Source organism: Xanthobacter versatilis (assembly GCF_043193975.1).
GTDB classification, from domain to species: domain Bacteria; phylum Pseudomonadota; class Alphaproteobacteria; order Rhizobiales; family Xanthobacteraceae; genus Xanthobacter; species Xanthobacter autotrophicus_E.
This window is the reverse complement of record NZ_JBAFVB010000017.1, coordinates 1-19,372: the sequence shown is the minus strand read 5'-3', so window position 1 is coordinate 19,372 and position 19,372 is coordinate 1. Positions and strand designations below refer to the sequence as shown.

Annotated in this window: 20 protein-coding genes; 11 read left to right on the top strand and 9 right to left on the bottom strand. The window is 63.5% G+C overall.

Features of this window, described 5'->3' with window-relative positions:
* Positions 1-9 precede the first annotated feature (9 nt).
* The 4 genes from V5F66_RS21660 to V5F66_RS21645 form a co-directional block, all read right to left on the bottom strand.
* A complete protein-coding gene (locus V5F66_RS21660) occupies positions 10-399 on the bottom strand; it encodes a MarR family transcriptional regulator (protein ID WP_394094698.1) in 390 nt (129 codons plus the stop codon).
* A gap of 113 nt (positions 400-512) precedes the next feature.
* Positions 513-1,622, bottom strand: coding sequence for a TniQ family protein (locus V5F66_RS21655; protein WP_394094697.1), 1,110 nt, complete (start codon positions 1,620-1,622; stop codon positions 513-515).
* Entirely contained in the window at positions 1,619-2,536 is a 918-nt protein-coding gene (locus V5F66_RS21650) for a TniB family NTP-binding protein (RefSeq protein ID WP_394094696.1), read from the bottom strand. Before V5F66_RS21650 ends, V5F66_RS21655 begins: the two co-directional genes overlap by 4 nt.
* Positions 2,533-4,176: a Mu transposase C-terminal domain-containing protein gene (locus V5F66_RS21645; RefSeq protein WP_394094695.1), complete on the bottom strand. Its 1,644-nt coding sequence runs from the start codon at positions 4,174-4,176 to the stop codon at positions 2,533-2,535. The genes V5F66_RS21650 and V5F66_RS21645 overlap by 4 nt, the downstream gene beginning before the upstream one ends.
* 108 nt (positions 4,177-4,284) lie before the next feature.
* On the opposite strand from V5F66_RS21645, the gene V5F66_RS21640 reads away from it, so the two are divergent.
* Together V5F66_RS21640 and V5F66_RS21635 are read left to right on the top strand one after the other, a co-directional pair.
* Positions 4,285-5,454, top strand: a complete 1,170-nt coding sequence (locus tag V5F66_RS21640) for a site-specific integrase (protein WP_394094694.1) — start codon at positions 4,285-4,287, stop codon at positions 5,452-5,454.
* Between the two features lie 87 nt (positions 5,455-5,541).
* A complete protein-coding gene (locus V5F66_RS21635) occupies positions 5,542-6,402 on the top strand; it encodes a hypothetical protein (RefSeq protein ID WP_394094693.1) in 861 nt (286 codons plus the stop codon).
* Positions 6,403-6,431: 29 nt separating this feature from the next.
* Here the strand turns inward: V5F66_RS21635 and V5F66_RS21630 are convergent, their stop codons facing one another.
* From V5F66_RS21630 to repA, 5 genes are all read right to left on the bottom strand, one after another.
* A complete protein-coding gene (locus tag V5F66_RS21630) occupies positions 6,432-6,914 on the bottom strand; it encodes an RES family NAD+ phosphorylase (protein ID WP_394094692.1) in 483 nt (160 codons plus the stop codon).
* Positions 6,911-7,342 (bottom strand): antitoxin Xre-like helix-turn-helix domain-containing protein, encoded by a 432-nt coding sequence (locus tag V5F66_RS21625; RefSeq protein ID WP_394094691.1) that lies wholly within the window; start codon positions 7,340-7,342, stop codon positions 6,911-6,913. The genes V5F66_RS21630 and V5F66_RS21625 overlap by 4 nt, the downstream gene beginning before the upstream one ends.
* Positions 7,343-7,508: 166 nt before the next feature.
* Entirely contained in the window at positions 7,509-8,816 is a 1,308-nt protein-coding gene (repC, locus tag V5F66_RS21620; RefSeq protein ID WP_394094690.1) for a plasmid replication protein RepC, read from the bottom strand.
* 157 nt (positions 8,817-8,973) lie between these two features.
* Positions 8,974-9,972: a plasmid partitioning protein RepB gene (repB, locus tag V5F66_RS21615; protein WP_394094689.1), complete on the bottom strand. Its 999-nt coding sequence runs from the start codon at positions 9,970-9,972 to the stop codon at positions 8,974-8,976.
* 78 nt (positions 9,973-10,050) lie between these two features.
* The gene (gene repA / locus V5F66_RS21610; RefSeq protein ID WP_200837693.1) at positions 10,051-11,283 is read right to left on the bottom strand and encodes a plasmid partitioning protein RepA; all 1,233 of its coding nucleotides are present in this window, start codon (positions 11,281-11,283) and stop codon (positions 10,051-10,053) included.
* 327 nt (positions 11,284-11,610) lie between these two features.
* Here repA and traI point away from each other — a divergent pair, with 327 nt between their 5' ends.
* From traI to V5F66_RS21565, 9 genes are read left to right on the top strand one after another with little or no spacing between them, the layout of a single operon-like run.
* Positions 11,611-12,249, top strand: coding sequence for an acyl-homoserine-lactone synthase (traI, locus tag V5F66_RS21605; RefSeq protein ID WP_394094688.1), 639 nt, complete (start codon positions 11,611-11,613; stop codon positions 12,247-12,249).
* Positions 12,246-13,217 (top strand): P-type conjugative transfer ATPase TrbB, encoded by a 972-nt coding sequence (trbB, locus tag V5F66_RS21600; protein WP_394094687.1) that lies wholly within the window; start codon positions 12,246-12,248, stop codon positions 13,215-13,217. The genes traI and trbB overlap by 4 nt, the downstream gene beginning before the upstream one ends.
* Positions 13,207-13,605, top strand: coding sequence for a TrbC/VirB2 family protein (locus V5F66_RS21595; RefSeq protein WP_394094686.1), 399 nt, complete (start codon positions 13,207-13,209; stop codon positions 13,603-13,605). Before trbB ends, V5F66_RS21595 begins: the two co-directional genes overlap by 11 nt.
* Complete coding sequence (locus V5F66_RS21590) at positions 13,598-13,894, top strand: conjugal transfer protein TrbD (RefSeq protein ID WP_394094685.1); 297 nt, start codon at positions 13,598-13,600, stop codon at positions 13,892-13,894. The genes V5F66_RS21595 and V5F66_RS21590 overlap by 8 nt, the downstream gene beginning before the upstream one ends.
* A gap of 8 nt (positions 13,895-13,902) precedes the next feature.
* Entirely contained in the window at positions 13,903-16,365 is a 2,463-nt protein-coding gene (locus tag V5F66_RS21585; protein WP_394094684.1) for a conjugal transfer protein TrbE, read from the top strand.
* Positions 16,366-16,393: 28 nt separating this feature from the next.
* Positions 16,394-17,146: a P-type conjugative transfer protein TrbJ gene (gene trbJ / locus V5F66_RS21580; RefSeq protein WP_394094716.1), complete on the top strand. Its 753-nt coding sequence runs from the start codon at positions 16,394-16,396 to the stop codon at positions 17,144-17,146.
* Positions 17,143-17,373, top strand: coding sequence for an entry exclusion protein TrbK (trbK, locus tag V5F66_RS21575; protein ID WP_394094683.1), 231 nt, complete (start codon positions 17,143-17,145; stop codon positions 17,371-17,373). Before trbJ ends, trbK begins: the two co-directional genes overlap by 4 nt.
* The gene (gene trbL, locus V5F66_RS21570) at positions 17,367-18,566 is read left to right on the top strand and encodes a P-type conjugative transfer protein TrbL (RefSeq protein WP_394094682.1); all 1,200 of its coding nucleotides are present in this window, start codon (positions 17,367-17,369) and stop codon (positions 18,564-18,566) included. The genes trbK and trbL overlap by 7 nt, the downstream gene beginning before the upstream one ends.
* Positions 18,567-18,581: 15 nt before the next feature.
* Positions 18,582-19,244 (top strand): conjugal transfer protein TrbF, encoded by a 663-nt coding sequence (locus V5F66_RS21565; protein ID WP_394094681.1) that lies wholly within the window; start codon positions 18,582-18,584, stop codon positions 19,242-19,244.
* The last annotated feature ends 128 nt before the right edge of the window (positions 19,245-19,372 follow it).

Below are 19,372 nucleotides of genomic sequence, written 5' to 3'. Positions count from 1 at the left end.
TGCACTTTCCTATTGCTGAAGCCCGCCGAACGCAGCATGGACGATGGTTGCGAGTAGAGCGGTTCCCTCTAAGGTGAGGAAAAGTGCTCGCCGCCGTGGATCCTCTTCACTTATACGCTGCTCCGCCAGAATCCGGGTCGGCGCGCCTCCCATCGGATCTTGGTACCGGCCCAGCAGCACCGAGACGTACCGGCTCGCCGACTGCTGTGGGACGTCGATGCGCAGGGCGAGCTCATTCACGGATATCCCGGGTTCGGCCGCAATCGCAACCAAAGCTCGGAGTTGCGGCAATGCCAAATCACCAGGCACAGCCGCCAGTAACGCCTCGAGCCGATCTATCTCAGAAGCAACTACCTTACCCGCATGTGAGATTGAACTATTTATTGGGTTTTCACTCATATATGGGTATATATGGCATCCTCGACTGTCCCGCAAGCCTGGGCCGCTCAATCGGTTCAGCAAGGTTGGTTCAAGCGGTCGGACACGTACGGACAGTAAAGCAGCAGCAGCGCCTATGCGCGCGCCAATGCCTTGTCGACCAGGGCGTTTAATGTTCGGCGCCGTACCGGTGGATTGCTACCCTGAGCAGCACGCCATTCCTCACTGGCTAAGATAGACTGAGCGACTGCTAGGTAGTCCGAATCCGACCGACCGCTGGTCATCGCATGCGAGGAAACCGCCATCGGCAGGGGCCGCTCTTTGACCTGCTGGGGTGGCTCGTCGGTCCAGGCTACCATCTGGTCCAGCGAGAAGGATAGGCGCCCCAACCTCATCGTGGAGCTGCCAAGGTCCAGCAACGCCGCGACGCCCAGCAGCGTCACCATGCGCCAGCCGATCGGCGCCGTTGCCAGCGGCTCGGCGGGATCGACCCGCGCCTGTGCCGTCGGCGTCAGACGAAGATCCGGAACGACATCTGCCACGAACGGTGTGCGACGCCCGGTGCGGGGTCGCGGCGGCTTCCACAGCAGCCGGGCGACATGGAGCATCCGATCCCGAACCGCAGACTGATCTTCGATCGCTGCCGCCACCAGCGTCGATACGGCGGCAAAGAGGTCCGCGGAACCGCCGCGCCGCTCCTGGGGCATCGTTCGGGCGATCCTGCCGCATCGGACACAGGCGAGCCGGGCCGCCGCCTCATGAACAACGAACCGAAAACCGGAGCTGTCGAGACAGTGAGGACACGCTTCGTCGAGAACGCGATGATGGCGGCTGCAGACCACGGTCTCGACCAAGGCCCACGGCCGGCGGATATGATGGTCACGGCCGGCGGCGGCATCGTCATCAAGACAGGCCAAACAGACCGGCCGCCGGAAAGCGCCGGCCACTCTCCCCTCCCCCCAGACATACCAGCTGCGTGACCGTGGCCGCGAGGAGAGCGCGAGGGCCTGCACGCGCTCTTTCGGAAGCCGGCACGACGCCGCCCAAGCCTGCACCATCTCGGCCGAGGGCGTGAAGTCCCCCTCGGTGAACCCACCGCAGCGGTCGTCCCGGAGAACGCCAAGCCACCTCGAAAGGTCGTCGTGGATGAGGTCATAGCGGCACGCGACCCGACCTTGCCAGGATGATAGCAGCTCATCGTCTTCCGGCCTCGGTGAGAGGGGAAGCTCGCGCTGTACTGTCATCGGCCGGCCCGCGGCTGAAGGCGCGCCTCGACCTTGCGCGTCATCGCGACGAGCGGCAGCACCAGTTCCTCGATCTCGAAGCTGTCTATGGTGATGCATTCGGCGCCGGAGTGGATCGCCTCGACCGCAACCGTCTCGATCAGGCGGAAGATCCGCACCGTGACGCCATCGGTGAGGTCGAGCACGCGGGTACGGATCGCCGGCGCCGCCAGGTTCGAGGGCCGGCGCAGCGGCAGGATCGTCGCCAGGCTCGCCAGCAACTGCGCGAGGCGGGCGTCGTTCTTCCAGTGCCGCAGGTGGAAGGCTTCGAACCGCTCTGCCAGCTGTGGATCGGTCAACAGCGCCTGGCGCGCGAGGTCCGTCCCCGCGCAAACCAGAGGAATCCTGAGATCGTTAGCCAGAAACCGGATGGCGTTCAGAAAAATCCGCTGTTGCCGGAAGCTTCCGGCGAGCATGGCGTGGATCTCATCGATGATCAGCATGTGGGTGCCCATGCTGCGCAGCAGTCGGCGGCAGACCTCCTTCTGCCGGTGGGTTGCCCCGTCTGCAGGCCCGGGCGCCCCGAGCGCCGTGAGCAGCTCGCTGTAGATGTCCCGTTCGATCGGCTCGGCCGGCATCTGCATGGCGACGACCGGCATGGAGGTCACGCCCGTGCCCTGGTCGAAACTGGCGGGATGATCGCGCAGGAACTTGCGGATGATCTTGGTCTTGCCCATGCCAGTGTCACCATAGATCAGCAGGCACGGCATGCGGTCGCGTGGCGGATAGACCAGAAGGTCCTCAAGACGTCCGAGCGCGGCCCGTGCCTGATCGAGGTCGAGCCACCGATCCGCTCGGATCCAGGCGATCCGCTCCGCATCCGTCAGAGTGGCCTGGCGGCGGTAGGCCGGCAGGAGGTGGGCGTAGTTGGTCATGACCATTCCTCGACCGCCAGAACGGACAGCGTCTCCGGCTCTTCCATCAGGCTGGGCGTGACGAACTCCGCCGCGGCGCCCTGATCTGCGGCGTTGAGCGATCTCGCCCGCCGCGCAACCTGGCGGCGTGCGGATTTCGTGATCGATGCAGAGGTCTCCAGCAGCTCGCGCTGGGCCTCGACCGTGTCGAAGATCAGTTGCTCGTCCGTGAGCCGCACGCCGCGCTGCCGCAAGGCGGCCTGGGCCAGCCGGTGCTCACCGAGCGTGATACGAGGCCGGCGCAGGTCCGCATACCGGATCGGCCAATGGGCGCCGTCGGGGCCCTCGACGAAGACGCAGGACAGGTCGCGAGGATCATACTTGACCCGCAGCTGTCGATCGAGCCGGCCTGCCCAGGGGCTCAGAACGTCATCCCAGTACCGCAGGCCGAAGATGTGCACGCCATCCCGACGGATGCTGCGCTCCTCGAACGGCAGGAAGTCGTAGAGGAACTGCTGATCATCATGCGGTTGCCGGAACGGCGCGCGGCGACGATCGAGAGCCTCCCGCCAGGCGGCATTCGGAGGCATATGCAGGCTGCTGTGGACCTCGTTGTGGTAGCGGCCGACGATTTCGAGAGTCAGCCAGCGTTCGAGCTCCTCGATCGTCATGACCGCGTGACGCTCGGGATCGTAGTCGCCGCGCTCTGCAGTTGAGCTGAATGTGGTACCGGGAAGCATATGGACCGCTCCCATCATGGTGCCGATCAGCCGTTCGATGTGGCCGCCATAGTGTGGAGTCGCTACTGGCCGGTGGAGCAGCGAGATGCCGTACTCGGCAGCTCCACGGGCCAGCGCCCGGGCGCGGAATTCGCGCGCGTTGTCGACGTGGATGATGTCCGGCAGGCCCGACACAGGCCAATCGAGCTCGATGCCACGCGCCAGGAGCCACCCTGCCTTCGGCATGACCGCATGATGTATGGCCAGGGCGACCGATGCCGAGGATGGAGCCTCGAGGCTCAGATAAAAGCCCACCACGATGCGGCTTGCCACGTCGATCGCGAGCGTCAGCCATGGCCGCTGAATCGGCAAGCGGTAGATCGTGTCCACCACGAAGAGATCGACGCGCGTGTGATCGATCTGCACGATCTGGAGTGCGTGATCGGCACGGTATTCCTCCGGAACCGGTCTGAGCCGATCTCTGGCGGCCTTGTTGCCTTCACGCTGGCGGACAAGCTTGAAGCGATCGATCTGCCCGACACGGGCTCGAACGGCTTTCCAGGATGGAATATCCAGCCCGCGTTCTCGGCAAAGATGCCGGATGTGGTCATGAAGCGTGCTGACGGACGCCTTTTGCCGGGTGAGATACTTGTCGCGGATCCCCTCCTCGATGACCGCCTCGACCTCGACCGAGAGGCGCCGGGCTCCTTTCTTTGGACCAGGTCGCTCCGCGGCCAGCGAACTCGTCACCGGCGCGCTGCGGTACTGCTCGATCAGCGCATACAGCCGGCTTCGGCGTAATCCGAGGATACGGCACGCCGTCGCGACATCGATCGGCGACAATTGCCCGGCGTTGATCAGTGGCCGGATGACCGCCTCTCGGGCGACCGCGACCTGCCACCGGCTATCATCGATCGCGAGCTTGTCCTGGTCGCGCGGCACGTATTGACCTCCGCACTCGCCTTAATCCAACGATCAGGGCTAAGATTCCAACGAACAAGGCTGAATCCACCGAATTAAGGTGAGCCGAACATGTTAAAAATCAATCAAATGGAATCCGGGGAAAAGAGCAGTGCGACAGCCGAAAACACGCCGCAAACCGACGAAAATCACCCTTCGGAGCGCTCCGCTTCGCCTCAGGACCCGGGCGCACCCGTCGTCGTTTCCGGCGGGGAGACGTCGGCCGACACCAGCGCCCTCCCCGCCCCGCTTCCGGAAGAAAGTGTCCCCCTCCCCGCCCATCTCGAGCGTCTCGCCGGCCGGGCGCGCGATTATGTCGAGGCGTCGAGCTCCGCCAATACGCGCCGCGCCTATGCCGGCGACTGGGCACACTTCTCATCGTGGTGCCGCCGTCAGGGGTTGGACCCTCTGCCGCCCTCCCCGCAGGTCGTCGGGCTCTACATCACCGCCTGCGCCTCGGGCGCCGCGATCCCCGGCGGCAAGGCGAACTCCGTCGCCACCATCGAGCGCCGGCTCTCGGCGCTCGCCTGGAACTACGCCCAGCGCGGCACCCCGCTCGACCGCAAGGACCGGCACATCGCCACCGTGCTCGCCGGCATCCGCAACACCCATGCCGCCCCGCCCCGGCAGAAGGAAGCGGTGCTGCCCGAGGACCTGATCGCCATGCTGGAGGTGCTGGAGCGCGGCACGCTACGCGGCCTGCGCGACCGCGCCATGCTGCTGCTCGGCTTCGCCGGCGGCTTGCGTCGCTCGGAAATCGTCGGGCTCGATGCCGGGCGCGACCAGACCGAGGACGGGCGCGGCTGGGTGGAGATTCTCGACAAGGGGCTACTGGTGACGCTGCGCGGGAAAACCGGCTGGCGCGAGGTCGAGATCGGGCGCGGCTCGGCGGACGCCACCTGCCCGGTGGCCGCACTGCAGACCTGGCTGAAGCTGGCGAGGATTGCCCATGGCCCGCTGTTCCGCCGCGTGACCGGACAGGGCAAGGATGTCGGCGCGGACCGGCTCAACGACCGCGAGGTCGCCCGTCTGGTCAAGCGCACGGCGCTCGCCGCCGGGGTGCGTGGCGATCTCACCGAAGGCGAACGGGAGGAAAAGTTCGCCGGCCATTCGCTGCGCGCCGGCCTCGCCTCCTCCGCGGAAGTCGACGAGCGCCATGTGCAGAAGCAGCTCGGCCACGCCAGTGCCGAGATGACCCGACGCTATCAGCGCCGACGCGACAGATTCCGCGTCAACCTCACCAAGGCCGCGGGCTTGTAAAACCCAACCCCGATGCGCCGGATCCGCTTGGCCGGTATCGATCAGGGACTTGTGATTCCCACTCAGCACCAGCACACCGGAGACGATATGAGCTTCAACAAATATGGGTTTGAGGAGGTCGAGTACGATATTTACCATCAGCAGTTTGCCGCTCCGTTCCTGATCGACGGCAACACTGCGAACAATCGCTATTTTCTACACGAGGCCCAGCAAACCCATATCTACGGTGTCAACAATGCCTTGCTTGAGCTGCTGGGAGACGGCCTGACGCTTCTCTCCGCAGTGAGCTTTGCCAAGGAAGCCGATCATTTCTTTCGATATGGCGTGATGCGTCGGCTGCGCATGATCGATTCCTCGTTCAAGAGCTTCCAGACCATCGTCCCACCGAACCGGATCTTGCCGTTGTCGCAAGACCAGTCCGACCGCGCCTGCCGCGACCTCAACGCGATCTACATCGATCTGCTCGGCCTGCTCGACAACTACGCTTGGGTCGCGGTGTACCAGACGGGCTCGGCCCCTACGCGCGCGGCCGGCCCGATGTCGATCGGGCTTTTCAAGCCGGCTTTCAAGGCCGAGGTAGCTTTCCAGCCCCTTATCGCTGCCATGAAGGAATTCGACGACTGGGAAAAGGACGTCAAGACACGGCGAAATCCCGCGGTACATCGGATGCCGCTTTACGTGCCTTCGGCTGCTCTGACGCCCGAGGATGTCAGTGAGTTCGAACGGATCGAGGCACAAATCTCAAGGGCACTCCACGCGCAGGAGTTCGAGAAGCTGACGAGCTTGCGAGACAGCCAACAGCGAATCGGTACGTTGATCCCGAAGTTCCTGCACGATCCCGATGAACCGGTAATGGACATTTATCCAACCGTCCCTGCGGATATCGGTCAGGCCATCAAGATCGGGCGGATCATGCAATCATTCCTACGGGAACAGGGAACACAATGAACGCGATACGAGCTGTCCCCTGTTGGTCCCTATGCCCCGAACAGGCGCCTGTCCCAAAAGACCGGCTGATGCAGACTCACCTCAATCATCCCAAACTCCGGATGACCCGGATTGACGAGGATGTTGGTATCGAGGCGCGCAACCACGCTCGGTACCAGCAGGATCGCGCTGCGCTTTTCCAGGCACCAGCGTTCGCCGAATAGTTTGCTGACGGTCGCGGGCATACTGTCCCAGCCAGGAAGCTCCGGTGGAGAAAATATCTCGTAGGAAAGGCCCCGTGGCAGAGTGACTTCGACGTAGTGCTGGTTCGGCGGCAAGCGCCCGCTGCCATGCACCAGTTTTTCCAGCAAGGCGGTCGAATAGTGCTGGCTGGTGTAGATCAGCGGACTCCCGGGTGTGTTCCATCGCCCTGGAGCAAGAGTGGAGCCGGTTGCATCGAAGATCGGATAGGCCCCATTGGGATCCCCGATCCTGAAACTCGACAGTGTGCGATCAAGAAGCTGTGCCGTCACGCAGCGCTGCCGTACTTCAGGCGACCGAGAATATCGAGAACCAGCTCGGCCCCAATCTCGCTCTGGATGACCACGTCGATCGGGCGCTTATCCTCGAGCATGGGATGAGACCGGAAGAGGAAGTCGCGGGCTTCCATTTCGCTTTGCCACACGTCTAAAGCGAGGCTCCAGACCCGTGCCAGACGCGCAAGACGCGTGCCCTCGTCCGAGGACAGACGATGAGCGGCCTTGCGCCGCTCATAGGTTGCCTTCGGCACGAGCCGGTATTTGAATTGGGCATCGCCCGGCGCCAGAAGTTGGGAGACACGCTCGAGCGCACCAATAGGCAAGCCATCCTCGATCCGGGCGATCAATCCAAACGGCGAGCGCGCCGCCGCTTCTTTCGCCGGAAACCCGAGCACATCCGCCACAGTTGTGAATGCAAGCATCACGGCCTCCACCTCATATGAGGTTATATATAGACCCACATGAGGTGACGCGCAAGCATCGAGCTTCCAACCCACGCTCTCATCCCTCCCCTATCGATCGGTTATCCGGCCGATTCATTGGAAACAGCGGTGCTGCCGTATCCCGTGAGTTCGCCAATCATCGCCGTTATCTCGGCCTTTTCAGGCTTCTCAGCAGCGCCTCCGAAGGTTGGAGGAGGCTATCTACCGGCCCGTCGGATCGCCGCTGATCCAAGCCATTGGATGTCTTCTGCGCATCGAGCTTGGCACGCAGCAGTGCCATGATCATCGGCCAGGTCGAGAATTTCCCGTCCTTCGCGCGCTCCGTCAGGTTGCGCAGATAACCGCCGGGCGAACCGATCTGGTCGGCGCGCTGGTAGATCGCGGCCAGTGTGATCGCCGCGTGCTGCTCCCCAAGCGCCTCCCGCGCTTCGCGCCAAGCGCTTGGACTGATCCCGAGCATCGGCCGGACCAGTTCCGCCGCGGCCAGGAAGTCCCGCCAATGCCGGATTTCGCCGCCCTGCGCCAGTTCCAGCACGCCAGGGCAGGCGTCCAGCACGATGCCCAAGGGCAGTTCCCGCTTCGGCAGGCTCCGGACGTTGTCGGTGTCCGCGGCGGTGCCGCCCGCTTCATTCTTTTCTCGAATGCCATATTCAGATTCAGTATGAAGTTCTGGATTTGAATTCTGTATGTGGCGACCGGAATGGGACTCATTGGCGTCCGAATTCTGCGTTTTCGTGAAGGATTCCAGAGCCTCGCGGATATCCACGTAGAGAGCGGACAGATCGGCGCTGATCGCCTCCACCAGCTGACGGGGGGCGGCGCGGGGGAGGCGGGCGATGATCGCCTGGTAGTCCAGCAGCACCTTCCCCCAATTGCCCGGAACGCCTTCCTCGATGCCGGTATCGATCAACTTGACGATGTCCCGTCGCAACAGGGTGAGGCGCTCCTTCGCCACGCGGAACGCCCTTCTCTCCGCATGAACCGCCTCGGCCAGGTCGTGGAGTTCCTGCGCCCGCGCGACCAGCGGCGAGAGATCGAAGCCATAGGCCTGCTCGATCTCCCCGCCCCTGCCCTTGCGCGCGAAGCGCTTGCCGTTCGGGCTGTCGCGCCGGATCACCAGCCCGCAATCGACCAGCACGGCAATATGCCGGCGCAGCGTCGTCGCCGGCATGCCGTTCGCCCGCGCCGCCAGTTGCTCGTTGGACGGCCAGACGATCAGTTCGGCGTCACCGGTGAGCGCGGTTTCCGGATGGAAGGTCAGCAGGGCGTTGAGGATCGCCAGCGAGCGATCGGTAGCGCCAAGGAGTTCCCTCGCCTCGCGGATGTCCTGGAACACCTGCCATTTATGCGCGACGGCATTCGGCTTCACCGCCTTCGCCGTCATCTGGGTTGAAATCTGGCCGAGCGTCATCGGCCGCCGCCCGAAGGGCGTCGTCGAAACATGCGTCTGCATTGTCCTTCACCTATCGCTAGGCAAAAGAATCCAGCGCGCCCGAGCAAGGTCGTTCGCTAAAACGCTTGACGGTGATTCCGGGAGGTGCGATTCTCAATGCGCCAACAACGAGAAGGGCTTCCGGGACACCGTTTCGGGGGCCTTTTTCTTTTGCGGTTTAGTGCGTCTCCTGCTTTGATCCGTTTTTCTGGTATTCCTCGTAAAAGCGCTCCAGATTATCAGAGAGATAGGCCCCGAAATCCGAAGCGTCCTTCGCCTTCAGTGCGAGCGTGAACGAGCGACCTGCGGCCTTCGTCACCACCTTCACCGAATCTCCAGCCAGTGCCCAGTCTCGTTCGGTAGGACGAGCGACCACCGGCTTACGAATTTTCGCCCTCGCTATTCCTTCCAGAACGAGCGCGAAGCGCTGCTCTTGAGGCGCATCCTTGAAGCTAGGCGTGTGCACCAACTCGACTGCGGCACTGGCCTTCGCGGGATGAAGCAGTTCCTTCTTCAAATGCTCCCAGCGATCACGACCTACCCCGCGCGCAGCGCCTAGCGCGTCAAGCACCGGGGCCGGGACGGCTTCGACAACAGCCAGCATGCGCGAGAGCAGGGTGTCGTCGATCGTCAGCGCACGCTTTATGTCGTCCTTCGATATTCCCGAACGGAGCAACTTCTTCGCGAAAAGCGATTTCTCAATGAAAGTCAGGTTGGCGCGAGCCGTATTTTCCTGCCCCTGCGCAATGACATGAGCGATATCCGCAAGCGGCTTCACAACCGCCCTTACCGGTATTCCAAGCTGCCGTGCCGCTTTCGCCCTGCGATGCCCATAAACGATCACGTAACGCTGGGCATCATCCGGATGCGGCCGGACGAGGATCGGTGAGGCCTGGCCGACATCCTTGATCGCTGCGACAAGCGCATCGAATTCATCAGCTTCTTCGCCGATGCGATCAGCGAAAGGGGAGGGATCAAGCAAAGCTGGATCTAGCTGAACGATCGCCTCCCCCTCCAAGAGGCGCATCGAATTCTCCGCCATCTCGTCAAGAGTTTGCATCATGGAACGGGAAGCTCCACGCCGCGCATACTCCGCACGAGACTCCGATGCCGTAGCTACGGGCACCTCTTCCTGTTTCGGATCGGCAAATGACGCCAGTAGATGCTTCCTAGCCAAGACGCCCTCCCGATACAGGACGCATCCCTTTGCTGTACCTAGACTTTTTGGCGATTTGCACGGCTGTCAAACCAACGGTCACTTTCGCCCCCACGATTTGTGAATTAGCTCAGCGATCTCCCCGTTCACGGCGTTGAGGGATTCGACGGCCCGATCATAGGTCGACCGAGTGAACTGGCTGCGCTCAACCTCGTAAAGCGTTTGCTTGGTGATGCCCGCGTCGGAAATCGCCGTCGATTTGAGCATCTGGTTCCGCAGCATGCGACGATTGAACATCGCCTGCATGAATCCGACCATCTGCGCTTGCGGCCCATCCGTTGGCTCATAGCGCGTGACCAAATATCGGAACCAGTTCAGCCTGACCCGCGCACCAGCACTTTTGATCGACTGAAGAATGCCGCCAAGCATCAGCAGGAACTGGCTCATCGACATGATATCAAGCATCTGCGGATGAACCGTGATCAGAACGGACGTCGACGCGGTCAATGCCGTCAACGTCAGGTAGCCGAGTTGTGGAGGACAATCGATGACCACCACATCGTATTGGTCATCGACTTCCTTAAGCGCCTGAGTGATCCGGGTGAAAAACATTCGCCCCTCTGACGACCCCTTATTGGACGCCGCCAGAGGCGTTTCATACTCGTACTCCTGCAATTCGAGATTCGCCGGCACGATATCGAGGCCAGGGAAATTGGTAGGTCGAATAATCGTTTTGATCGACTTGCGCTGGTCATCGTAGCGCAGCGCCTCGAAGAGGGAGGGGTTTTTATCCAGTTCCGGCTGAATCCCATGTAGAGCCGTTAGCGATGCTTGCGGATCGAGATCAATAGCCAGAACACGGTGGCCGGTAAGGGCAAGATACTGTGCCAGATGCGCGGTCGTCGTGGTCTTGCCGCTGCCACCCTTGAAATTGACGACGGAAACCACCTGGAGTTCATCACCCGGTCGACGATGAGGAACATACCGCTTGATGTCGCTCCGGCCGTGTTTGTCAAGGAAATGGCGCAGTTCCAGCATCTGCGCAGCCGTGTAGCTGCGCCGGCCGGAGGATGACACCTGTGGATCAGGCCCTTTCCCCTCAAGATGAAGCTTCTTGATGTGGTTCTGCGTCACTCCGAGAAACTCGGCGACCTCAACGGATGAGAAAAGGCGAAGCCCTTTCTCCGCATTAGGCGGATACTGCTCCAAGCGCAGCATATTGAGCTTATCGGAGATGAGTTCCCCCTGCTGGAGAATCTCCTCGTCAAAGTCCGTTTCCGTAGGGTGCCCTGTGCTCACTTCCGCCAACTTCTCTAGAATAACGCTTTTCATGCCGCATTCACGCTGAAAGCGTTATTACTATGGTCGATTCGAGAAGGGTCGCAAGCCGTTTTTGGTTAACAAGACTTTAACGCTCAAATCCGCAGCTCCCAAGTCCGCAAGCCATTTCGCTACGTTTTCCGAGACTTACCGTGAGTCGCCCGGAAACGGATGCCCCATGGGAACTGCAAATTTGCACCCGCATGCAGGACGATCCACGCCTCCCGGATCGTCCCGTCGATCACCTCGACCGTGGAATCACTCGCTGCAAATCTGCACGTAGCCGGCCCTCGCCACCGGTGATCTGTCTCCACACAGCCCGTTCATGTGGAGACGTTGATGCGGATTCAGGTTGTAGTTCCGGCACACTATGAGGCGTACGCCAACCTACTCGCCCAGATGCGACGCCTGCGCGCCGCGATCTTCTCGGGACGTCTCGAATGGGACGTCACCATCGAGAACGGCGAGGAGCGGGATCAATATGACGACCTGCAGCCGTCCTACGTCCTGGCGGTGACCGCCTCGGGACAGGTGGCCGGATGCTGTCGTCTGCTCCCCGCGTCCGGACCGACCATGCTGGAAAGGACGTTCCCGCAACTGCTCGCGAGCGGATCGCTCCATGCCCACGCGGCGATGATTGAAAGCTCGCGATTCTGCGTCGACACCACGCTGGCCACCGACAGGGCAGGGGGGCTTCTGCACGAGACCACGCTGTTCCTGTTCGCCGGGATCATCGAATGGTCGATGGCCAATGGTTACAATGAACTCGTCACCGCTACCGACCTGCGCTTCGAGCGGATCCTCAAGCGCGCGGGCTGGTCGATGCAGCGGCTGGGCGAACCGGTCCGGATCGGCAACACCACGGCGATCGCAGGCACGTTGCCCATCGACGCGGCCAGCTTCCGGAACGTGTGCCCGGCTCACTATCGCTCGGAACTCAGCGCAGACGCCCCCGCAACGCTGAGGAGCGCGGCGTGACCCAGCTCCGCTCCCATTCCAGGCTGGTCCGCAAGCTCCAGGAGGCATTGGGCGACCAGCTCTGCGTCGCCCTCGACGACGCGACCGTCGTCGAGATCATGCTCAATCCCGACGGCAAGCTGTTCATCGAACGGCTCGGCCACGGCGTCGCCGAGGTGGGAGCCATGAACCCGGCCGCCGCCGAGGTCGTGATCGGCAGTGTCGCCCATGCCCTGCAATCGGAGGCCGACGGCGAGCAGCCCATCATCTCCGGCGAGCTGCCGATCGGCGGTCATCGTTTCGAGGGGCTGCTGCCCCCGGTTGTGGCCGCCCCCACCTTCACCATCCGGCGGCGCGCCTCCCGGCTGATCCCGCTCGACGACTATGTGAAGGCGAAGGTGATGAGCGAGGCTCAGGCCTCCGTCCTGCGCAGCGCGATCGCCTCACGGATGAACATCGTCATCTCCGGCGGCACCGGCTCCGGCAAGACTACGCTGGCCAATGCGGTCATCGCCGAGATCGTCGCGGAGGCTCCCGACGACCGGCTGGTCATCCTCGAGGACACGGCCGAGATCCGCTGTCCGGCGGAGAACGCCGTGTGCCTTCATACCAGCGACACCGTCGACATGGCGCGCCTGCTCAAGAGCACGATGCGCCTGCGCCCGGACCGTATCATCGTCGGCGAGGTCCGCGATGGCGCGGCGCTGACGCTGCTCAAGGCCTGGAACACCGGCCATCCCGGCGGCGTCACCACGATCCATTCCAACACCGCAATGTCGGCCTTGCGCCGTCTGGAACAACTCACCGCCGAGGTCAGCCAGCAGCCCATGCAGGAGGTCATCGGGGAAGCGGTCGACCTCATCGTCTCGATCGAACGCTCGGGCCGGGGGAGGCGGGTGCATGAGATTCTTCACGTCGAAGGCTTCAGCGCCTCCCGATATCAGACCGAACACTATGGGAAATCCGACGGGGACAGCCATGTCGCGTAGCCTTCACCTTGCTCTCGCCGGCGCCGGCCTTGCAGCCCTCGCCGCAACCGCGCTCATCGGGCCGGCCTTCGCCTCGTCAGGCGGCAGCCTTCCCTGGGAAAGCCCACTCGAGCAGATCCAGCAATCGATCACCGGACCAGTAGCCGGCTTCATCGCACTCGCGGCCGTCGCGGTCGCCGGCGGCATGTTGATCTTCGGCGGCGAGCTGAACGATTTCGCGCGGCGGCTGACGTATGTGGCCCTCGTTGGCGGCATCCTGTTAGGGGCCACCCAGATCGTCGCCCTGTTCGGATCGACCGGCGCCTCCATCGGCACGCCGCTCGCACCTGCGCAGGCGGCGACTCCCGTGTCCTCCCATGGTGGGGCAGGGGAGGGGACCGATGGCTGACACGTCCAGCCTCGCACGATCGCGCATCCACCGTGCCCTGTCCCGCCCGAACCTGCTGATGGGCGCCGACCGGGAACTGGTGCTGCTGACCGGCCTTGCCTCCGCGATCCTGATCTTCGTCGTGCTCACCTGGTACGCGACACTGTTCGGCGTCGCGATCTGGCTGGTCGTGGTGGCGACACTGCGCATGATGGCCAAATCCGACCCGCTGATGCGGCGCGTCTATGTGCGCCACATCACCTACCAGTCGCAGTACCGGGCGACCTCGACGCCCTGGCGGCGGTTCTGAGGTCGCCCATGGTCGCGCTCAGATCCTTTCGTCATGCCGGTCCGTCCTTCGCCGACCTCGTGCCCTATGCCGGCCTCGTCGACAATGGCGTGCTCCTGCTCAAGGACGGCTCGTTGATGGCCGGCTGGTATTTCGCCGGGCCCGACAGCGAGAGCTCGACGCCGACCGAGCGCAACGAGGTGTCGCGCCAGATCAACACCATACTGGCGCGGCTCGGTTCCGGCTGGATGATCCAGGTCGAGGCCGTTCGTGTGCCGACCTCGGATTATCCCGACGAGCAGGACTGCCATTTCCCCGACCCGGTGACCCGCGCCATCGACGCCGAGCGCCGGTCACATTTCCAGCGCGAGCGCGGCCACTATGAAAGCCGCCACGCGCTCATCCTCACCTGGCGCGCGCCGGAGCCGCGGCGCTCCGGGCTCACACGTTATATCTATTCCGACGAGGCAAGCCGCACCGCCTCCTACGCATCAGTGACACTCGATGCTTTCCGGACCTCGATCCGGGAGATCGAGCAATATCTCGCCAATGTCGTCTCGATCCGTCGGATGGTGACGCGCGAGACGGAAGAGGTCGGCGGCTTTCGTACAGCCCGGTATGACGAACTGTTTCAGTTCATCCGCTTCTGCATCACCGGCGAGAACCATCCCGTCCGGCTGCCGGACGTTCCGATGTATCTCGACTGGCTGGCCACGGCCGAACTCCGGCACGGCCTCACGCCTCTCGTCGAAAACCGCCATCTCGGCGTCGTCGCCATCGATGGGCTGCCGGCCGAGAGCTGGCCCGGTATTCTCAACGCGCTCGACCTGATGCCGCTGACCTATCGCTGGTCGTCGCGTTTTGTCTTCCTCGACGAGCAGGAGGCCCGTCAGAAGCTCGAGCGCACGCGCAAGAAATGGCAGCAGAAGGTGCGGCCCTTCTTCGACCAGCTGTTCCAGACCCAGAGCCGATCGGTCGACCAGGACGCCATGATGATGGTGGCGGAAACCGAGGATGCCATTGCCGAAGCCTCCTCGCAGCTCGTCGCCTATGGCTATTACACGCCGGTCATCGTTCTGTTCGACACGGAACAGATCCGCCTGCGGGAAAAATGCGAAGCGGTGCGCCGGTTGATCCAGGCCGAGGGTTTCGGGGCCCGGATCGAGACGCTCAACGCCACCGACGCCTTCATCGGCAGCCTGCCCGGCGTCTCCTACGCCAATATCCGCGAACCGCTGATCAACACCCGCAACCTCGCCGACCTCATCCCGCTCAACTCGGTCTGGTCGGGCAGCGTCGATGCGCCGTGTCCGTTCTATCCGCCCGGATCGCCGCCGCTGATGCAGGTGGCGAGCGGCAGCACGCCGTTCCGCCTGAATCTCCATGTCGACGATGTCGGCCACACGCTGGTCTTCGGGCCGACCGGCTCCGGCAAGTCGACCCTGCTGGCGCTCATCGCCGCGCAGTTCCGCCGCTACGCCGATGCCCAGGTCTTCGCCTTCGACAAAGGCCGCTCCATGCTGCCGCTAACGCTGGCGATCGGCGGCTCGCACTACGAGATCGGCGGCGAGAGCACCGGGGCAGGGGAGGGGGCTGCGCTCGCCTTCTGCCCTCTCGCCGAGCTGACGACGGAAGGCGACAGGGCCTTTGCGAGCGAATGGATCGAGACCCTCGTCGCGCTGCAGGGCGTGACGATCTCGCCCGACCATCGCAATGCCATCTCCCGGCAGATCAGCCTGATGGCCGGCTCGCGTGGGCGCTCGCTCTCGGATTTCGTGTCGGGCGTCCAGATGCGCGAGATCAAGGACGCGCTCCACCACTACACCGTCGACGGTCCGATGGGGCAGCTGCTCGATGCCGAACAGGACGGTCTGTCGCTCGGCACCTTCCAATGCTTCGAGATCGAGGAGCTCATGAACATGGGCGAGCGCAATCTCGTCCCCGTGCTCACCTACCTCTTCCGTCGCATCGAAAAGCGCCTGACCGGCGCGCCGAGCCTGATCATCCTCGACGAGGCCTGGCTGATGCTCGGCCACCCGACCTTCCGCGCCAGAATCCGGGAATGGCTGAAGGTTCTGCGCAAGGCCAATTGCGCGGTCGTCCTCGCCACCCAATCGATCTCGGACGCCGAGCGCTCCGGCATCATCGACGTGCTCAAGGAAAGCTGCCCGACAAAGATCTGCCTGCCGAACGGATCGGCACGCGAGCCGGGCACCCGCGAATTCTACGAGCGCCTCGGCTTCAACGAACGCCAGATCGAGATCGTCGCGAGCGCGCTGCCCAAACGCGAATATTACGTCGCCTCCCCGGACGGACGGCGGCTCTTCGACATGGCGCTCGGGCCGCTCGCCCTCTCCTTCGTGGGGGCGTCCGGCAAGGAGGACCTCAAGCGCATTCGCGCGCTGCACTGCGAACAGGGGGCCGGCTGGCCCCTCTCCTGGCTCCAGCAGAGGGGGATCGCCCATGCCGAAACCATCCTTGCCACTCCATAGATCCCGGTTCGTGCTCACGAGCGCAATCATGCTGTTCATGGCGAGCCTGCCTCGGGGGGCATTCGCCGGCGGTGCAACGGGCGGTGCGACCGAGTGGACGCAGCTCGCCAACAATGCCGAGCTGGTGAGCCTTGTCGGCCAGTCCGCCGAACAGGTGAACAACCAGATCAAGCAGATCTCCCAGCTTGCCGAGCAGATCCAGAACCAGCTGAACATCTACAACAATATGCTGCAGAACACGGCGCAGCTGCCGAACCATGTCTGGGGCCAGGTCGAGAGCGACCTGAAGAGCCTGCAGAACGTGGTCTCGCAGGGCCAGGGCATCGCCTTCTCCATGGGCAATGCCGATGACGTGCTGCGGCAACGCTTCCAGAGCTTCGCCGAGATGAAGAGCAGCCTGCCCGATGGAGCTTCCTTTTCCTCCACCTATCAGGGCTGGTCGACCACCAATCGCGACACCATCGCCGGCACGCTGAAGGCCGCCAACCTGACTGCGGAGCAGTTCGGCAGCGAAGAGACCACCATGTCGTCCTTGCGCACGATGTCGGAAAGCGCCGATGGCCAGATGAAGGCGCTGCAGGTCGGACACCAGATCGCGACCCAGCAGGTTGCGCAGATGCAGAAGCTGCGCGGCCTCGTATCCCAGCAGGTGACCATGATGGGCACCTGGTATCAGTCCGACCAGGCGCAGAAGGATCTCGCGCAGGCCCGCCGCGAGCAGTTCTTCAACGCTCCCACCCGCGACATTCGCGGCGGGCAGACCATGGAGCCGCGCTGGTGAGCTCCCGTCTTGTCGTTCTCATCCTGCTCGCCGGAGCCCTTGGCCTGTGCGCGACGCTCGCCATCCGGATGGTCGGGCCATCGTCCACCGAACCTGCCCACGCGACAATCGAGCCATCGCCACCTCCGGCATCCAATGCTGCACGTCGTGAACATATTGAGCGCTTTTTCGGTGGCGATCCGAACAGGGATGTTCGCAGCGGCCAGGAGATGAAGCCGCGATGGTGATCCCGCGCCCTTGCCGTCCGCTCGAACTCGTCATCGTGGTTACAGCAGTCGTCCTGCTCGCGAGCGCTCCCGCGCTGGCGCAGGAGGGTTCCGTTCTCACCACGCTGGAGAACTCCGTCGTGACCGCGGCCCGCGGCTGGGAAACCACAGTCATGGATGCCGCCCGGTCGTTGTTCTGGATCCTCGCAGGGATCGAGATCGGCATCGCGGCCGTGTGGCTCGCGATCAATGCCGCCTCGCTCGACGCCTGGTTCGCCGAACTCGTGCGCCGCATCATGTTCATCGGCCTGTTCGCCTTCATTCTAGACCAGGGACCGGACTTCGCGAAGGCCGTCGTCGACAGCCTCTTCCAGATGGGCGGCAGCGGAGGAAGCGCTTCGCCCGCCGACATCTTCGATGCCGGTATCCGCGTTGCGTCCAAGATGTCGGAACAGGCCAAGTTCGGCCTGTTCGAGGACAATGCACTGGCGATTGCCGCCGTCTTCGCCATGGTGGTGGTCGTCATCTCCTTCTCGCTGGTCGCCGCGATCTTCGTCGCGGTGATGGTGGAGATGTATGTCGGCCTGCTCGCCGGCATGATCATGCTCGGCCTCGGTGGATCGTCCTTCACCAAAGACTTCGCAGTCCGCTACCTCGTCTATGCCTTCTCGGTCGGCATGAAACTGATGGCGCTGGTGATGATCGCCAGGATCGGCTCGGACATCCTGCTCGGCCTTGCCGAAGCCCCGACAGCGACCTCGGACCAGTTCATCACCACGCTGGCCATCGCCGGCATCTCGGTCGTCGTCTTCGTCATCGCCATGTATGTGCCGCCCATCATGCAGGGCGTTGTCCAAGGTGCTTCGATCTCCGGCGGCATGGAGGCGATCCGGCACGGCGCACAGGTCGCGACCTTCGCGGCCGGCGGCGCCTTTCTTGGTGCGAGCGCGGCCGGAAAGGGCGCGCAGACTGCGAGCGACGCCCGGGCCAGCGGCTCCTCATTGGCCGGTGCCGCCCTGCGCGGCATGGCGTCAGGCATTGGCAGCGCCGCGGGAGCGACAGGCGCGGCAGCAAAGGAAAAAGCGACCGCCGCACCCGGCGCCTATGCCGGCTCACTGCTCGGCCTCGCCAATGCCAAGCTCGACCAGAGCCGCCAATCGGGCGGCACACGCTCGTCCCGCCCCGTCCCGCCGCCGATCGACGACAGCAAATAAGGACACGGTCCGACCATGGCCTCCGGCACCCCACCCGAGAACCCCTACATCGCCGCTCGACAGGAATGGAACGAGCGCTATGGCTCTTATGTGAAAGCGGCCGCCGGCTGGCGCGTCGTCGGCATCACCGGCATGGTCATGGCGGTGATCGGCTTCTCCTATGCCCTGTTCCAGAGCACGCAGGTCAAGCTCATTCCCTACGTCGTCGAAGTCGACAAGCTCGGCACCGCCTCAAGCGCCGGCTTTCCGCAGCAGATCGAATATGCCGATCCGCGCGTCGTGCGCGCGACACTCGGAAGCTTCGTCTCGAACTTCCGCAGCGTGACGCCCGATGCCGTGGTGCAGAAGCAGTATATCGACCGCACCTATGCGCATCTGCGCACCTCCGATCCGGCGACCGAAAAGGTCAATGCCTGGTTCCGTTCCTCGTCTCCCTTCGACAAGGCGAGGAACGCGACGGTTGCCATCGAGGTGAACAACATCGTCGCGCTGTCGAACCAGAGCTACCAGATCGACTGGACCGAGTTCGAGCGTGACCGCAAGGGCAACGAGACCGCGACACGCCGGTTCCGTGGGATCGCCACCGTCACGCTGACGCCGCCTCAGGACGAGGCGAGCATCCGCCTCAACCCGATCGGCCTCTATCTGCGTGACTTCGATTGGACGGCCCAGCTTTGAAAGGCTCGCACGCGCGCATGCACGAACACCACGCAGCAATCCGGCCTTTTTTGCCGACCACCATCGCCTTCGCCATCATGGCCTCCCTCCTGGCATCCACCACCTGCGTGAAAGCGCAGGGCCTCAGT

Excerpts from the sequence above, each read along its gene's own strand:
- V5F66_RS21660 (WP_394094698.1), bottom strand. The coding sequence starts at position 399 with ATGAGTGAAAACCCAATAAATAGTTCAATCTCACATGCGGGTAAGGTA.
- V5F66_RS21655 (WP_394094697.1), bottom strand. The coding sequence starts at position 1,622 with ATGACAGTACAGCGCGAGCTTCCCCTCTCACCGAGGCCGGAAGACGAT.
- V5F66_RS21650 (WP_394094696.1), bottom strand. The coding sequence starts at position 2,536 with ATGACCAACTACGCCCACCTCCTGCCGGCCTACCGCCGCCAGGCCACT.
- V5F66_RS21640 (WP_394094694.1), top strand. The coding sequence starts at position 4,285 with ATGGAATCCGGGGAAAAGAGCAGTGCGACAGCCGAAAACACGCCGCAA.
- V5F66_RS21635 (WP_394094693.1), top strand. The coding sequence starts at position 5,542 with ATGAGCTTCAACAAATATGGGTTTGAGGAGGTCGAGTACGATATTTAC.
- V5F66_RS21625 (WP_394094691.1), bottom strand. The coding sequence starts at position 7,342 with ATGCTTGCATTCACAACTGTGGCGGATGTGCTCGGGTTTCCGGCGAAA.
- repC (WP_394094690.1), bottom strand. The coding sequence starts at position 8,816 with ATGCAGACGCATGTTTCGACGACGCCCTTCGGGCGGCGGCCGATGACG.
- repA (WP_200837693.1), bottom strand. The coding sequence starts at position 11,283 with ATGAAAAGCGTTATTCTAGAGAAGTTGGCGGAAGTGAGCACAGGGCAC.
- traI (WP_394094688.1), top strand. The coding sequence starts at position 11,611 with ATGCGGATTCAGGTTGTAGTTCCGGCACACTATGAGGCGTACGCCAAC.
- V5F66_RS21595 (WP_394094686.1), top strand. The coding sequence starts at position 13,207 with ATGTCGCGTAGCCTTCACCTTGCTCTCGCCGGCGCCGGCCTTGCAGCC.
- V5F66_RS21590 (WP_394094685.1), top strand. The coding sequence starts at position 13,598 with ATGGCTGACACGTCCAGCCTCGCACGATCGCGCATCCACCGTGCCCTG.
- V5F66_RS21585 (WP_394094684.1), top strand. The coding sequence starts at position 13,903 with ATGGTCGCGCTCAGATCCTTTCGTCATGCCGGTCCGTCCTTCGCCGAC.
- trbJ (WP_394094716.1), top strand. The coding sequence starts at position 16,394 with ATGCTGTTCATGGCGAGCCTGCCTCGGGGGGCATTCGCCGGCGGTGCA.
- trbL (WP_394094682.1), top strand. The coding sequence starts at position 17,367 with ATGGTGATCCCGCGCCCTTGCCGTCCGCTCGAACTCGTCATCGTGGTT.
- V5F66_RS21565 (WP_394094681.1), top strand. The coding sequence starts at position 18,582 with ATGGCCTCCGGCACCCCACCCGAGAACCCCTACATCGCCGCTCGACAG.